Source organism: Halopseudomonas salina (genome assembly GCF_014637955.1).
GTDB classification, from domain to species: Bacteria; Pseudomonadota; Gammaproteobacteria; order Pseudomonadales; family Pseudomonadaceae; genus Halopseudomonas; species Halopseudomonas salina.
Map to the genome: position 1 here is coordinate 365,398 of NZ_BMFF01000001.1, position 12,441 is coordinate 377,838.

20 protein-coding genes and 2 tRNA genes are annotated in these 12,441 nt (G+C 58.3%); 6 read left to right on the top strand and 16 right to left on the bottom strand.

The features are described from left to right. The first annotated feature begins 71 nt into the window (after positions 1–71). The 5 genes from IEV54_RS01755 (at position 72) to IEV54_RS01775 (ending at position 5,164) form a co-directional block, all read left to right on the top strand. Positions 72–148: transfer RNA gene (locus IEV54_RS01755), tRNA-Arg, on the top strand. Between the two features lie 160 nt (positions 149–308). Next, positions 309–1,748 (top strand): magnesium transporter, encoded by a 1,440-nt coding sequence (gene mgtE / locus IEV54_RS01760; RefSeq protein ID WP_150277556.1) that lies wholly within the window; start codon positions 309–311, stop codon positions 1,746–1,748. A gap of 181 nt (positions 1,749–1,929) precedes the next feature. After that, positions 1,930–2,184: an OadG family protein gene (locus IEV54_RS01765; RefSeq protein WP_150277555.1), complete on the top strand. Its 255-nt coding sequence runs from the start codon at positions 1,930–1,932 to the stop codon at positions 2,182–2,184. A gap of 51 nt (positions 2,185–2,235) precedes the next feature. Beyond that, complete coding sequence (gene oadA / locus IEV54_RS01770; protein WP_150277554.1) at positions 2,236–4,017, top strand: sodium-extruding oxaloacetate decarboxylase subunit alpha; 1,782 nt, start codon at positions 2,236–2,238, stop codon at positions 4,015–4,017. Positions 4,018–4,027: 10 nt separating this feature from the next. Next, a complete protein-coding gene (locus IEV54_RS01775; RefSeq protein WP_150277553.1) occupies positions 4,028–5,164 on the top strand; it encodes a sodium ion-translocating decarboxylase subunit beta in 1,137 nt (378 codons plus the stop codon). Positions 5,165–5,282: 118 nt separating this feature from the next. On the opposite strand, the gene IEV54_RS01780 is transcribed toward IEV54_RS01775, so the two are convergent. Beyond that, complete coding sequence (locus IEV54_RS01780) at positions 5,283–5,606, bottom strand: Arc family DNA-binding protein (RefSeq protein ID WP_373286411.1); 324 nt, start codon at positions 5,604–5,606, stop codon at positions 5,283–5,285. Between the two features lie 338 nt (positions 5,607–5,944). On the opposite strand from IEV54_RS01780, the gene IEV54_RS01785 reads away from it, so the two are divergent. Beyond that, a tRNA-Arg gene (locus IEV54_RS01785) sits at positions 5,945–6,021 on the top strand. A gap of 84 nt (positions 6,022–6,105) precedes the next feature. On the opposite strand, the gene IEV54_RS01790 is transcribed toward IEV54_RS01785, so the two are convergent. From IEV54_RS01790 to IEV54_RS01860, 15 genes are all read right to left on the bottom strand, one after another. After that, positions 6,106–6,372 (bottom strand): helix-turn-helix transcriptional regulator, encoded by a 267-nt coding sequence (locus tag IEV54_RS01790; RefSeq protein WP_150277551.1) that lies wholly within the window; start codon positions 6,370–6,372, stop codon positions 6,106–6,108. 151 nt (positions 6,373–6,523) lie between these two features. Further along, positions 6,524–6,883: a hypothetical protein gene (locus IEV54_RS01795; RefSeq protein WP_150277550.1), complete on the bottom strand. Its 360-nt coding sequence runs from the start codon at positions 6,881–6,883 to the stop codon at positions 6,524–6,526. Further along, positions 6,880–7,581 carry a DUF2786 domain-containing protein gene (locus tag IEV54_RS01800; protein WP_150277549.1) on the bottom strand — a complete coding sequence of 234 codons (702 nt, stop codon included), beginning with the start codon at positions 7,579–7,581 and terminating at the stop codon, positions 6,880–6,882. Before IEV54_RS01800 ends, IEV54_RS01795 begins: the two co-directional genes overlap by 4 nt. Further along, the gene (locus IEV54_RS01805) at positions 7,578–7,871 is read right to left on the bottom strand and encodes a hypothetical protein (RefSeq protein WP_150277548.1); all 294 of its coding nucleotides are present in this window, start codon (positions 7,869–7,871) and stop codon (positions 7,578–7,580) included. Before IEV54_RS01805 ends, IEV54_RS01800 begins: the two co-directional genes overlap by 4 nt. Beyond that, the gene (locus IEV54_RS01810) at positions 7,868–8,428 is read right to left on the bottom strand and encodes a hypothetical protein (RefSeq protein ID WP_150277547.1); all 561 of its coding nucleotides are present in this window, start codon (positions 8,426–8,428) and stop codon (positions 7,868–7,870) included. Before IEV54_RS01810 ends, IEV54_RS01805 begins: the two co-directional genes overlap by 4 nt. Further along, a complete protein-coding gene (locus tag IEV54_RS01815) occupies positions 8,425–9,153 on the bottom strand; it encodes a hypothetical protein (RefSeq protein ID WP_150277546.1) in 729 nt (242 codons plus the stop codon). Before IEV54_RS01815 ends, IEV54_RS01810 begins: the two co-directional genes overlap by 4 nt. Before the next feature lie 387 nt (positions 9,154–9,540). Continuing rightward, complete coding sequence (locus IEV54_RS01820) at positions 9,541–9,738, bottom strand: hypothetical protein (protein ID WP_150277544.1); 198 nt, start codon at positions 9,736–9,738, stop codon at positions 9,541–9,543. After that, positions 9,735–10,289 carry an HD domain-containing protein gene (locus tag IEV54_RS01825; RefSeq protein WP_150277543.1) on the bottom strand — a complete coding sequence of 185 codons (555 nt, stop codon included), beginning with the start codon at positions 10,287–10,289 and terminating at the stop codon, positions 9,735–9,737. The genes IEV54_RS01820 and IEV54_RS01825 overlap by 4 nt, the downstream gene beginning before the upstream one ends. Beyond that, entirely contained in the window at positions 10,286–10,732 is a 447-nt protein-coding gene (locus IEV54_RS01830; RefSeq protein WP_150277542.1) for a hypothetical protein, read from the bottom strand. The genes IEV54_RS01825 and IEV54_RS01830 overlap by 4 nt, the downstream gene beginning before the upstream one ends. Positions 10,733–10,770: 38 nt before the next feature. Further along, entirely contained in the window at positions 10,771–11,094 is a 324-nt protein-coding gene (locus IEV54_RS01835) for a pyocin activator PrtN family protein (protein ID WP_150277541.1), read from the bottom strand. Positions 11,095–11,105: 11 nt separating this feature from the next. Then, positions 11,106–11,258 (bottom strand): hypothetical protein, encoded by a 153-nt coding sequence (locus tag IEV54_RS01840; protein WP_188434285.1) that lies wholly within the window; start codon positions 11,256–11,258, stop codon positions 11,106–11,108. Beyond that, entirely contained in the window at positions 11,248–11,532 is a 285-nt protein-coding gene (locus IEV54_RS01845) for a phage antirepressor KilAC domain-containing protein (RefSeq protein WP_150277540.1), read from the bottom strand. Before IEV54_RS01845 ends, IEV54_RS01840 begins: the two co-directional genes overlap by 11 nt. Further along, entirely contained in the window at positions 11,522–11,881 is a 360-nt protein-coding gene (locus tag IEV54_RS01850; RefSeq protein ID WP_150277539.1) for a hypothetical protein, read from the bottom strand. The genes IEV54_RS01845 and IEV54_RS01850 overlap by 11 nt, the downstream gene beginning before the upstream one ends. Beyond that, positions 11,878–12,162 (bottom strand): hypothetical protein, encoded by a 285-nt coding sequence (locus tag IEV54_RS01855; RefSeq protein ID WP_150277538.1) that lies wholly within the window; start codon positions 12,160–12,162, stop codon positions 11,878–11,880. The genes IEV54_RS01850 and IEV54_RS01855 overlap by 4 nt, the downstream gene beginning before the upstream one ends. Then, positions 12,162–12,326 carry a hypothetical protein gene (locus tag IEV54_RS01860; protein ID WP_188434286.1) on the bottom strand — a complete coding sequence of 55 codons (165 nt, stop codon included), beginning with the start codon at positions 12,324–12,326 and terminating at the stop codon, positions 12,162–12,164. The genes IEV54_RS01855 and IEV54_RS01860 overlap by 1 nt, the downstream gene beginning before the upstream one ends. Positions 12,327–12,441 lie beyond the last annotated feature (115 nt).

Below are 12,441 nucleotides of genomic sequence, written 5' to 3' on the forward strand. Positions count from 1 at the left end.
TTAGTTTCTGAATCAGAAGGGAAAAAAGCGTTTGACAGCGAAAAAACAGTCCCTATAATACGCCCCACAATGCACTCGTAGCTCAGCTGGATAGAGTACTCGGCTACGAACCGAGCGGTCGGAGGTTCGAATCCTCCCGAGTGCACCAATTAAGAAACCCACTGGTTATCCGGTGGGTTTTTTTTTGCCTGAAATGAAAGCCTGCTAGGCTTTCAGTGCTTCTGGATGTTGGTCCCGGCTTGTTCGCTGATGAGCCTCCTGCTCGGTTGTTGTTGTTCGCCCACTGTGTCTTTCAGGGAAGTCACGCCATGCCTGTTCCCAATAGAAAATCCCCCGAAAGTCTCACGGATCGTCTGGATCAGGTGACGACTCTGCTGCGCAAGCATCGTCTGGTCGAGAACCTGGTGCATAAGCAGGAGGGCGCGCACCAGGATCTGGTTGAGCAGTTGGTGCACAAGCAGAATACGGTCGAGCTGCAGCGCAAGCTCGATGAGCTGCACCCGGCGGACGCCGCTTTCATACTTGAATCCTTGCCCCTTGAGGAGCGTCTGGCTGTCTGGCAGCTGGTCAGGTCAGATCGTGACGGCGAAATTCTTCTGGAGGTGTCAGACGCCGTTCGGGAGGCGTTGATCGCCGATATGGACGATCACGAGATCATAGCGGCCGCTACCAATCTGGACGCCGACGAGCTGGCGGATCTTGCCCCTGATCTACCCAGGGATGTGGTTCGCGAATTGATGGACACGCTGGACGCTCAGCAGCGTGAGAGACTCAAATCGGCCCTGTCGTTTGATGGCGATCAGGTTGGCGCCCTGATGGATTTCGATATGGTGACCATTCGTGATGATGTCACGCTGGAAGTCGTCAGTCGGTATCTGCGACGTTTCGAGACTCTGCCGGATCATACTGACAAGCTGTTTGTGGTCGACCTGGAAGGCGTGCTCAAGGGCGTGCTCTCGGTCAAGAAGCTGCTGGTGACGTCGGATGATCAGCTAGTAGCGGACGTAATGACCACCGACCCGGTTATTTTTGATCCCCATGATGATGCAGGGGAGGCTGTTCAGGCCTTCGAGCGCTACAACCTGGTGTCTGCGCCGGTGGTAGACCACAAGGGCAAGTTACAGGGTCGTCTGACCATTGAGCAGATGCTCGACTACATACGCGAGGAAAATGAGACCGATGCGTTGAATGCGGCTGGTCTGGTAGAGGAAGAGGATATTTTTGCCTCGGTATGGAAGTCGGTTCGCAATCGCTGGGCCTGGCTCGCAGTGAATTTGTGCACCGCACTTGTCGCCTCTCGGGTCATAGGCCTGTTCGAGAATTCGATAGAGCAACTGGTAGCCCTGGCGGCGCTGATGCCAATCGTCGCCGGAGTTGGGGGGAACTCCGGGAACCAGACCATCACCTTAATAGTCAGAGGGGTCGCAACTGGTCAGGTACAGCTGTCCCACGGTGAGCGGCTCTTGCGCAAGGAAGCGGGGGTGGCGCTGATCAACGGTCTGGTCTGGGGTGCCGTTCTGGGGGTAATCGCCTGGTTGCTGTATTTCAACATAGCTTTATCAGTAGTGCTGATGTCGGCAATGGTGCTGAACATGATGTTGGCAGCATTTATGGGTGTAGTGATTCCGTTGCTACGTGTGCGCATGGGAGGCGACCCGGCTCTGGGCTCAAGTGTCCTGATTACAGCGATCACTGATAGCGGTGGGTTTTTCATTTTTCTGGGGCTGGCCACTGTGTTTCTGCTGTAGTTCGATGTCGCCTGGTTTGCCAAAAATGTCACATCAGGCTACATTAGCCCGGTTTTGCGAGCAGAACGGATAGTTTGTTGCTAGCAGATTATCCATTCTGTACGGCTTGCGGTGTGACAACCCGGCCACTCGTGCCGAAGGGCGTCCCTGATGCACCGTACATAATGATGCAGGAGAGAAAATGAACTCGTCCGAACTGGTAATGGAAGGCTTGGAATTGATGCTGCTGGGCATGGGCTCGGTTTTCATATTCCTCATACTTCTTGTGGCGGTAACCACCGCCATGTCAGCAATTCTTACCCGCTTCTTTCCTGAAGCGTTGCCCGTGGCCAAGCCGCCGAAGAGAGCCCGTCCGGCTGCCGGCGCCGCGGTCGATCCCGAGGTTGTCGCAGTGATCGGGGCAGCAATCAAGCAACATCGCAGCCGTCGCGGCTGACACACCCATTTTGCGCGTTTTTCTACTTAAAACTACAAAGGCCATAACACTATGACCGATACCAAGCAGCAGCCCTTGGGCATAACGGATGTCATTCTGCGAGACGCCCATCAATCCATTCTGGCAACGCGCATGCGTCTTGATGACATGCTCCCGATCGCCGGCAAGCTAGACCAGGTTGGTTTCTGGTCGGTGGAGTCCTGGGGCGGTGCCACCTTTGATGCCTGTATCCGCTACCTGGGCGAAGATCCATGGGAGCGCATCCGCGAACTGAAAAAAGCCATGCCCAACACGCGCCAGCAGATGTTGTTGCGTGGTCAGAATCTGCTGGGCTACCGTCACTATGCCGATGACGTGGTCGAAAAGTTCGTTGAGCGAGCTGCAGTCAATGGTGTTGATGTCTTCCGCGTATTTGATGCGATGAATGATCCGCGCAACCTGGAAACTGCATTGAAAGCTGTGAAAGCTCAGGGCAAGCATGCTCAGGGCACGATTTCCTACACCACGAGCCCGGTTCATACCCTCGAGATGTGGGTGGATCTGGCCAAGAAAATCGAGGACATGGGCGCCGACTCCATCGCGATCAAGGATATGGCCGGTATTCTCAACCCGTACGTCGGCTTTGATCTGGTCTCGCGCCTGAAAGAAACCTTGAGCATTCCGGTGCACATGCAGTGCCACGCAACAGCTGGCCTTTCTACAGCAGCGATCCTCAAGGCAGCTGAAGCAGGTATCGACAACGTCGATACTGCCATCTCTTCCCTGTCCATGACCTACGGTCACTCGCCGACCGAGTCTGTGGTAGCGATTTTCCAGAATACGCCGCGTGATACCGGTCTCGACCTGCTGCTGCTGGAAGAATGTGCAGCCTACTTCCGTGAAGTACGTAAGAAGTACGCCAAGTTCGAGGGTAATCTCAAGGGCGTTGACTCGCGGATCCTGGTCGCACAGGTTCCCGGTGGCATGCTTACCAATATGGAAGGCCAGCTCAAGGAGCAGGGCGCCGGCGACAAGTTCGACGAAGTGCTGGCCGAAATCCCCCGCGTGCGCGAGGACCTGGGCTTTATCCCGCTGGTTACGCCCACGTCCCAGATTGTTGGCACCCAGGCGGTAATCAACGTACTGACCGGTGAGCGCTACAAGTCGATCACCAAGGAGACTGCGGGCATTCTCAAGGGCGAGTACGGCTCTGCGCCGGCACCGTTCAACAAGGAACTGCAGGCCCGTGTTCTTGATGGCGCCGAGCCGGTTACCTGTCGCCCGGCTGATCTGCTCGAACCCGAGATGGACAAGTTGACTGCTGAGCTCAAGGGCATCGCCCAGGAGAAGGGCATCAAGCTGGCCAGTGACGAGATCGATGACGTACTGACCTACGCCCTGTTCCCCCAGATCGGCCTCAAGTTCCTCGAGAACCGCGGTAATCCCGATGCCTTTGAGCCCGTGCCTACCGGCAAGGAAACCGTAGCGGCGAAGCCGGGTGAGCCCGAGGTATACACCGTCACTGTCAACGGCAAGGATTATGTCGTGCAGGTGGCAGATGGTGGCGACATTACTGGTATCAAGCCGATTGGTGGCGGGGATGCTTCAGCCTCTTCCGCACCGGCGCCGGCAGCCGGTGGCGGTGATCCACAGAAGGCGCCTCTGGCGGGTAATATCTTCAAGGTGCTGGTGGATGCCGGTGATCATGTGGAGGAGGGTGATGTGGTCATGATCCTCGAAGCCATGAAGATGGAGACCGAAGTGCAGGCCTTCAAGGCAGGCACCGTCGGCGATATCAACGTCAAGGTCGGTGATGCTGTGAGCGTCGGCGATACCTTGTTGACCATCGGCTGAGGAGAATTGAATGGATAATCTTCTTCAGCTCTGGGAAAGCACGGGTATCTTCAAACTGGAGTTTGGTCAGGTCGTCATGATTCTGGTCTGCCTGGGAATGATCTACCTGGCTATCCGCAAGGGCTTCGAACCGCTTCTGCTGATCCCCATCGGTTTCGGTGGCATTCTGGTCAACCTGCCCGTTGCGGCCATGGGCGATCCGGGTGGCCTGCTCTACATGATCTATGAAGTGGGCTTGCCTACCACGATCTTTCCGCTGTTGATCTTCATGGGCGTCGGGGCAATGACCGACTTTGGCCCCATGTTGGCAAATCCGCGGACTCTGCTGCTGGGTGCCGCTGCGCAGTTCGGTATTTTCGGTACCCTGTTGGGCGCCTTGGCATTGACTGCATGGGGTATCCCCGGTTTCGAGTTCTCACTCAAGGAAGCGGCGTCTATTGCGATCATTGGCGGGGCGGACGGTCCGACCTCGATCTTTGTTACCTCTCAGTTGGCCCCACAGTTGTTGGGTCCGATTGCAGTAGCGGCCTACGCCTACATGGCTCTGGTTCCGATGATTCAGCCGCCGATCATGCGTGCGCTGACCAACGAGAAAGAGCGGGCGATTGTGATGACGCAGCTGCGGGTCGTCAGCAAGGCCGAGAAGATCATCTTCCCGATCCTGCTGCTGCTGTTGGTTGCTCTGCTATTGCCCTCTGCTGCACCTCTGGTAGGCATGCTCTGCTTTGGCAACCTGATGCGTGAAAGCGGTGTGGTAGAGCGTTTGGCTGATACCACTCGCAATGCCTTGATCAACATAGTGACGCTGGGTCTGGGTCTGGCAGTTGGCTCCAAGCTGTCTGCTGATTCCTTCCTGCAGTTGACCACACTGGGCATTCTGGTGCTGGGTATGGCGGCGTTCTGTGTTGGTACGGCGTCGGGTGTACTGATGGCCAAACTGATGAATGCGGTCAGCAAACAGGCGATCAACCCGTTGATCGGTTCTGCCGGTGTATCTGCGGTGCCAATGGCTGCCCGGGTATCCAACAAGGTAGGTCTGGAGGCCAATCCGCAGAACTTCCTGCTGATGCACGCCATGGGCCCCAACGTGGCTGGTGTTATCGGTTCGGCGGTTGCTGCGGGTATTCTGCTCACCTTCGTCGGTTGATAAGGCAAAGCAAGCGCCCATAAAAAAACCGCTCTCTGTCGAGAGCGGTTTTTTTTGGTCTGTACTCTGATCCGCTGTCAAAAGCCCGATTGTATCTTCGGCAGCTTTGACGCGGGGATCAGGATGCCTGTTCTTCGCCAGGGAGCAGTGCCAGAAGGGCGTTCTGCTGACGCCGGCTCATTTCCCTGAAGCGCAGGAGCAGATCCCGCTCTGGATGACTCAGGTTATCGAGCTGGGTGTCATTGAGCATCTGTCTAATGGGCTGTTCGGGCAGAGTAGGCAGGTCGAGCAAACTGTGTTCGAGCCTGGCGATAATCTCGGAGTTCATGCTCCGGTGATGCTGCCGTGCGACCTCGGCGATATGTTCACGCATACCATCAGGTAAGCGAACAACAAATTTGTCGGCAGTGCGGCTGGTGTAATGTTGAGCTGCTGTTTTCATATGGGGCAACATTAATCGTCTGGGAGAATGAGCACTACTGGCGTAACCGCTGCGCCAGCCTGTCGAAGCCAGTATAGCGCGAATACGGCGCGTATGAGGTGCTGCTGAATTTACCACTCTATTTTCAAACTACTTTATACCCGCTTTCGACTGCTGCTGTCAGCCTATGCCAAAAAAATGCCTCTATTTTGTGACGTATTTCCGACAGATGGCTTTTTGCAAGTGCGGGCGGTGCTTTCGCGTCGCTGGCCAAGCCCCTGATAGATCAGGTAATATGCGCCGCGACTGGACTTTGATATTGTCACGTGTCCCGTCTAGCAACAATAACGCCCTTCAGTGCGCTTGTAGCTCAGCTGGATAGAGCGACCGCCTCCTAAGCGGTAGGTCCCCGGTTCGAATCCGGGCTCGCGCACCATACAAAACAAAGGCTTGCGAGGGTTCAACCCGGCAAGCCTTTTGTGTTTCTGGAATCTGGTCCCTGTTTTGGTCCCTGTTTCGCTCAGGCTGCTTTCTGGTCCTCGTTCTGGTCCCTGGTCTGTTCGGCCGGTGGCTTATATGTTCCAGTTGTGACCTGGCGCACACTGCCCAGCGGCCAGCGCGGTGAGCTGGGACCGATGTAGACCGCCGGCGGGTACCGCTTCTTCTTGATCCCCTCATACCAGGTCGACCGCGACACGCGCACCAGGGCGAGCACCTCGTCGACGCAGATCACAGAGCTGTCTGGCAGCTGGTCGAGGTAGCGATAGTCTGTCTTGTCGGCTCTCATGAGGCCCTCCGGTGCATTTGCTGCCTGATCTGTGAGCATCTCTGCTGCTTGCGGTGCTTGTGGGTGTTGCGGCGCTGGCCGCAGATGTCGCAAGTCACCTGAATGTAGGTGACGCCGGTCTGGTCTATCGGGCGGGGCTTGCCTGACTGGGTCATGCTGCACCTCCGAACATATCGGCCGTCCGCTCGCAGCGCTGGGGCGCTTCCTCTTCGGGCTCCAGTTCGTCAAGGTCATCGTCGTACAGGTCGTAGTTGAGCTCATCAAACCAGGCATCCATACAGGGTATGCAGCAGTAGTAGCTGCCCCAGTGGCTGCCATCCACGAATGCGCTTTCATGGCGCGCCATCTCTCCCGGCTGGATCTCGTGTTCTGGCTCTGGTCCGCCCATGCTCAGGTGGCACACGTGGGGCTTGCGGACTCTGACCAGCTTCACCTTCCTGCAGCGGATATCCACATCCATATCGCCTTCGAAGGGATCCCAGGTTAGGTACAGATCGGGTTCGTATTTCATGCCGTCTCCCTCTGAAAGCTCAGCGCTGGCAAAGGTGCAGATCCATTGACGGGCGTGTGCAATTGGACGCTCTCACCATCTTGCGCGCCGATCGCGGCCGCCATTGCCGCAAGCTTGTTGCCCTTGGTGGCGGATTTGGACTGGCGAGCTTCCTTGATTTCCTTCTTGTGGATCTCCTCCATGAATCGGGTATGCTTCTGGTCGTCCTCTTCCCGGAGAGGGGCGGCAAACTCGCGCACCTTTGCCTGTACAGCAGATACCCAGCCCTCACAGTACCCCTGCGAGAGCTTCTTTTTCTGTGCCGGGGTATAGGCGTTTGATACGCGCTCCTCGAGGAACCGCTTCCGTGCCTGCTTTATCTGACGCATCAGGACTGCCGCAGTGAAGGCAGCGATCTGCGCGTTCTCCGCCCGCCCGACAAAAGACGTGGTGTAGTAGCCGCTGAACACTGAGCACTGGAATGCGCGACCAACCAGTGTGAGCAACGCCTGCGTCCATAGGGGCTTTCTGGCATGCTCTGAGGCTATTCGCTCCAGACCGAGCGCAGACAGCTCTACGTGCTCTTCGCTCAAGCCGTGAATGTCCATTAGCTTCCGGGCCTGCCGCAGCGCGGCAGCTGCTTCGTGCTCGTTGGCGCTGCTGGCCAAGGCCATGCACTTGCGTACCTTGGCGAGGATCCGTTCGTTTTCGGTTTTCATTGCATGCCTCCCTGCAGCGCGAGCTGCTCCTGCATCGGCGATCGCGGGTGCGGCCGGTTGGGTACCGGGTAGCTGTACACGCCGGGCTCGCACTGGTAGCTGCCGCAGATCTCGGTGGCGAATACTTCCTGCTTGTGCTGGCTGCAGCGGCCGTAGGGGGTGCGCGTCTTGGGCTTGCCCCAATGAGTGAAGGGGCAGTGCTTGTCGTTGTCGAAGCCCTGCGGCGCGTATTGGGTGCAGCTGATGCAGGACTTGGGCATTTGCAGCTCGATCGGAGCGTTCGAGTTCATAGCTGCGCCCCCAGCAATACGTGCTGCACCACTTCCCACAGCCGCTGCTCCGACCATTGGAATCGGTCGAAGTCTGTGTCTGGTTCAACGCCGAAGCGGCAGGTGGAGTGCGATCCGTTAACGCCCTCGAAGGTTTTTCGAATGAGCGTGGCGACCTTGCCGTTACCCTGCGGCTCAGTGCGGTGATACTTGTATGCTTCCTGCCGGTAGGCTCGGCCCGCGGGAATCACGTCGTCATAAAGCGCGACCATGTCTGTGCGGCCGTTCGGCACCCAGGGTCGCCCGCCATTGGCTGTTCTGGCTCCTTCGTGCAGATAGAGAACGAACTCGCCATCATCTTTCCAGACGTCTCCGTACTCGATGTTTCTCTGGCTGCCGACCAGTACCTGCGAGATAAACGAAAAGCGATGATTGTGGATGGCCGAGTGCTCAAAGCATCTGCGGCGCGGCAGCTCCGGGTGCCAGACGTGCAGGCGCTGGTCTGCTTCGAGTTGCACCTGGATGAAGCCGAGGCCGTGCAGGGTGATGCGGTTGGTCATTTTGTCGGGGGTGATCATGGCTGCTCATCCTCCGGGTCCTGGTTGAATGCGCCGTCGATGTCGGAGATAACTCTGCTGTCCAGCCATTCGCACGCGGCTTTGATCTGCTCCCATTCTTCCAAGGCCAAGCCCATCTCGCTTACAAGCTCATCCGCGCTGTGGAGCAAGCCATAAGTGAATCCGGTTATCTGCTGTTTAGCTTGATCCAGCGCTAGGGCGGCCGAACCTTCCGCCGTCGGCGGATCGCAGATCATCCGTCGCAAGAAGTCTGCTGCTTGCCGATCGCGGGGGAACGTGAGGCGCACTTTCGTTTCATCCTGGCTGATGGTCAGGGTGGTGACCTCTTGGCCCTCTGGGTTGAGCATGGTGCCGGGCTGGGTCATTACCGAGTCATATCCACTGTCTATGTGGATGGTTGGGATATCGGACTTCGGCACCCGCTGGCAGACAAGTGCCTTCAACACATCTGATGCGTGGCTCTGCGTCGCAAAGGTGAGCGTGACTATCTGCTCCCCATCTGCATGGATCGTCAGGGCTGCGGCTTCGTCCTTCGCTCTAAATTCAAAGCGTGAATTGATGGTGACGTTCTCGCTTTGACCAAAGCGCACGACTGGAATACCGCTGCTCTTCTTGTCCTCCAGTTGCTGCCTGAGTCTCTCAATGCAGCTATGCCCGCCGTGCTGGCCGTGTGGCCAGGTGTATTGGCAATTAGGGCAGGTGTGGGTCTCAGGATTACTAGTCATGATCAGCCTCCAATTGCTCAACACGGCTGATCTCGTCTTCCATGCTCATCGCGGTGACTGTGATACCGGGTAGGGCCAAGCGCTCAGCGAACGCCCCTGTGAGCCTGTTTAGGAATGGCCAGGCTTGGTCTATGTCGTCGATCCGGAGTACGAACGTGCGGAACGCTGCGGGCGGGTGCTTATACCCCTCAACAAGCTGCGCGTGCGGCGCTTTGCTTGGTGGCTGGCAAGCGAGGTTAATGGCGGGCGTGGCGCACGCTTGTGGTGGGGTATGCGACCCCTCGGGGGCTGCTGGCTGGTTGATAATGCCTGCCCCTGCGGGGCAGAGGCTCTTTGTTGTCGGGTGAGCAGTGCCTGCGTTGGCACTGGCTTGCTCGCTGTGGTGGGTCATGCGGCCGCCCTCCCTGTGATGCGCTGAATCTGATCGTTGATCTCGGCAACCTGCTTGCGTAGCTGAGCGATCGTGGCTTCGGCCCGGGCGGCATCCTCTGGCAGGAATTTGCGTGGGGCGTTCTGGACTAGCGAAACATTAGCCAGATGCAGGCGGCGGGCTTGCTCAAGCTCTTTGAGTAGGGTCTGGCTCATGCGGCACCTGCCTGTGCTTTTGTTCGGTGGGTGGTGGCCAGCAGCTCCATCAGGTTCTGAAAGAACACGTGCTTGGCGTGCGGCTGGGAGAAGGGTTTGATGCGCCCTGGCAGCGGCTCGATGCCCTGCAGGCATTCCCATTGCTCGGGGTGCTTGGGCATTAGGTCGCGGCGCTCGGTGGCGAGCATGACCATGTCGGCGTGGTGAATGCAGGTGGGCAGGATCGGCTCCAGGTCGAAGCGTTCGCAGATGGCCAGCCAGATGCGGCGTTCGATCTCCTGGTAACCGGGCAGCATCTGTTTAAGCGGCCGCACCATGTCGCCCACGTAGGCCTCCGTTGCGTCATGCAACAGCGCTTCGAGCTGGCAGGCCTCGGGTACCAACTGCGCTACCCGCATGCTGTGCTCGGCTACCGAGTAGTGCATGGGGGTGTGGCCGTTGAAGCGGGGCAGGCGCGAGAGGCTGTGCGCTATGTCCTCGAGGTGCACCATCTCGGGCGTGGGGTTGACGAGGTCGAACTGCTGGCCGGTGGCGGTGAGTATCCAGCTCATGCTGCGTCCTCCAGACCGAGGTGCGGGGCGGTGTCGTTCGCTGCGGCGGGAGCTGGGTCCGGATCCATGGAGCTGGCGATTCTTATCAGCTCCTCGCTGAGTTGCTTTGCCGTTTGAGAGTGGGCGCTCTTCATCGCTCCAAACGTCTGGCTTGCCAGCGCAAGTTCCTTTGCCGCCATGCGGAGGGCGTATTTGGTGTGGGCGGTCCGGGGCATCTGATGGCGGAGCTGGGCAGCCAGCCACTTCGCTTCAGCTGCCTGGTTAATCACTGCCTGCTCTGCTTCGTGGGCGCGGCGTCGTTCGCTGAATATCAACTTGCGGAACCTCTCCAGTTTCTCGGCGCAGAGCTTGCTCTGTTGCATGCGGCCGGTGGTGATGCCGAACAGGTACGCGAGTACGCAGATGATCAGAGCAATGCCTATTACGATTTCTTGTAAGTACATGGTGGTGCCCTCGTGGTGTGTGCTGCCGGTGGTGGCGGTCAGCTGGGTTGGTCGCCCGGGTTGAGTCGGGAGGCCAGTTCCTGGTCTGCCAGATAGGCGCGCTGGTCGATGTACGCGGCCAAGTGACGGATGTTGATGTGCGGTATTGCCTTGTTGCTGACGTTCATTGTGCTGACCGGCAGCGGGATCTTCTCGGTACCGAGCGCGGCCTTGAACGTGTCGGCGTTCATGTTGCGGTAGTAGCGCTGGCGTACCTCTTCGGCCGGTATCATCTCGTCGCCAAATATGGCGAAGAGGCGTTCGACGGTCCCGGCCGAGGGGGCGAGCCCCAGCCGGATGGCTTTCTGGTTGGTGTCGGTCATGGTGTTGCCCGTTATTGTTTGTTGCCGCGCGGGTGGTTCCAGGCGATGCGTACGTGCGTCTTGATCAGTTCGCGCCACTCATCTGGTACCTCAGCCAGCGCTGCTTGCCGTTCGGCTATGGTGCGCAGGCTGAGGACGTGAGCGGCGTACTGTCTAGGCGACACGGCGGCGCTCCTCTGGCACCTTCGGCCGCTCCAGCCCCAGTTTGTCTGCCAGCCAGTTGATGCCGTACTGGGTGACCCTGGTGGACTCGCTGTACTGCATGCCGAGCTCGGGGTGGTACCACTGGCCGTGCTTGGTCTGCAGGTAGAACTTGTCGCGCATGGGGTGGGCGGGTAGGTTCTGGTCATTCAGCAGGCCGGCTTCGCGCATCTTGAAGATGAGCTGCTTGCGCTTGATGCCGAGGTGCTTGGCGGTTTGGGCGAGGTTACGCAGCATGGCGGGCCTCCTGGATGGGATCCGATATCGATCCGTCGACGTAGGCTTTCAGCTCGGTGGCTGCGCGTTCGAGGCAGGCGATTACTCCTGCTTCCGTTGACGGGTAGGTCCGGGATTCGGGATCTATCTCACCAATACGGGCCGTGCTACGGATATGCACCACGCCGGATATGTCGATGGAAAGTGCCTTGCCCTCATGCACGGTGCCGGCGCCATTGGATAGAACGCGGACCGATACGCGACCCAAGTTTTCCCAGTAGTTGAACTCGGCCAGGTGCTTGCCCTGGGTCTGTATCTGGATGCTCATGCGCAGCAGCATCATCAGGTAGGTGGCGATGGTGTCGGTCATGCGGCACCTTCCAGCCGGCCATTGGCGCAGTCTTCAATCCATTCCTTGATGCGGGCGGTCAGCTTGTCGGCTGGAATGGTTGGTAGGTTGAGCGTGTGGAAGTCCAGCCCGGCGCGCAGATGGCAGCGGACCTGATTGGCCTCTTGGTGGACCTGCAGCGTGGCGTTAGGGGGCTGATGGCCTGGAGCGTGTCGATGCCCTGCGAACTTGACGTGGAAGCTGCCAGTGCAGCGTACCTGAGCGGGCAGCAACAGCTGGCTGATCGGTGATAGACGGATCATCACGCAGCCCTCCCGCCATCGGGATCGATGGGTGCGGGCGGGCGGGTTACCAGCTTGGGCTTCTGGATGACGACCTTTGCGCCGGTGTCGCGGGCGGCCTGGCGCAGTGCGAACAGGCGGTCAATGTCGCATGAGGGTAGTACGTGGACCGTGGCGGATTGCATGGTGATACCTCAGCTCTGTGGTGGAGAGATGAGCTCGCGAAGTCAAAAGTGCAAGCAAGCTTGAACAAATGAAAGCATGAGGTGACTATAAATGCAAGCATGCTTGAATAAAAGT

What these genes read in the sequence shown, in the direction of transcription:
- mgtE (WP_150277556.1), top strand. Translation starts at nt 309, where the DNA reads ATGCCTGTTCCCAATAGAAAATCCCCCGAAAGTCTCACGGATCGTCTG.
- IEV54_RS01765 (WP_150277555.1), top strand. Translation starts at nt 1,930, where the DNA reads ATGAACTCGTCCGAACTGGTAATGGAAGGCTTGGAATTGATGCTGCTG.
- oadA (WP_150277554.1), top strand. Translation starts at nt 2,236, where the DNA reads ATGACCGATACCAAGCAGCAGCCCTTGGGCATAACGGATGTCATTCTG.
- IEV54_RS01775 (WP_150277553.1), top strand. Translation starts at nt 4,028, where the DNA reads ATGGATAATCTTCTTCAGCTCTGGGAAAGCACGGGTATCTTCAAACTG.
- IEV54_RS01780 (WP_373286411.1), bottom strand. Translation starts at nt 5,606, where the DNA reads ATGAAAACAGCAGCTCAACATTACACCAGCCGCACTGCCGACAAATTT.
- IEV54_RS01790 (WP_150277551.1), bottom strand. Translation starts at nt 6,372, where the DNA reads ATGAGAGCCGACAAGACAGACTATCGCTACCTCGACCAGCTGCCAGAC.
- IEV54_RS01795 (WP_150277550.1), bottom strand. Translation starts at nt 6,883, where the DNA reads ATGAAATACGAACCCGATCTGTACCTAACCTGGGATCCCTTCGAAGGC.
- IEV54_RS01800 (WP_150277549.1), bottom strand. Translation starts at nt 7,581, where the DNA reads ATGAAAACCGAAAACGAACGGATCCTCGCCAAGGTACGCAAGTGCATG.
- IEV54_RS01805 (WP_150277548.1), bottom strand. Translation starts at nt 7,871, where the DNA reads ATGAACTCGAACGCTCCGATCGAGCTGCAAATGCCCAAGTCCTGCATC.
- IEV54_RS01810 (WP_150277547.1), bottom strand. Translation starts at nt 8,428, where the DNA reads ATGATCACCCCCGACAAAATGACCAACCGCATCACCCTGCACGGCCTC.
- IEV54_RS01815 (WP_150277546.1), bottom strand. Translation starts at nt 9,153, where the DNA reads ATGACTAGTAATCCTGAGACCCACACCTGCCCTAATTGCCAATACACC.
- IEV54_RS01820 (WP_150277544.1), bottom strand. Translation starts at nt 9,738, where the DNA reads ATGAGCCAGACCCTACTCAAAGAGCTTGAGCAAGCCCGCCGCCTGCAT.
- IEV54_RS01825 (WP_150277543.1), bottom strand. Translation starts at nt 10,289, where the DNA reads ATGAGCTGGATACTCACCGCCACCGGCCAGCAGTTCGACCTCGTCAAC.
- IEV54_RS01830 (WP_150277542.1), bottom strand. Translation starts at nt 10,732, where the DNA reads ATGTACTTACAAGAAATCGTAATAGGCATTGCTCTGATCATCTGCGTA.
- IEV54_RS01835 (WP_150277541.1), bottom strand. Translation starts at nt 11,094, where the DNA reads ATGACCGACACCAACCAGAAAGCCATCCGGCTGGGGCTCGCCCCCTCG.
- IEV54_RS01845 (WP_150277540.1), bottom strand. Translation starts at nt 11,532, where the DNA reads ATGCTGCGTAACCTCGCCCAAACCGCCAAGCACCTCGGCATCAAGCGC.
- IEV54_RS01850 (WP_150277539.1), bottom strand. Translation starts at nt 11,881, where the DNA reads ATGACCGACACCATCGCCACCTACCTGATGATGCTGCTGCGCATGAGC.
- IEV54_RS01855 (WP_150277538.1), bottom strand. Translation starts at nt 12,162, where the DNA reads ATGATCCGTCTATCACCGATCAGCCAGCTGTTGCTGCCCGCTCAGGTA.
- IEV54_RS01860 (WP_188434286.1), bottom strand. Translation starts at nt 12,326, where the DNA reads ATGCAATCCGCCACGGTCCACGTACTACCCTCATGCGACATTGACCGC.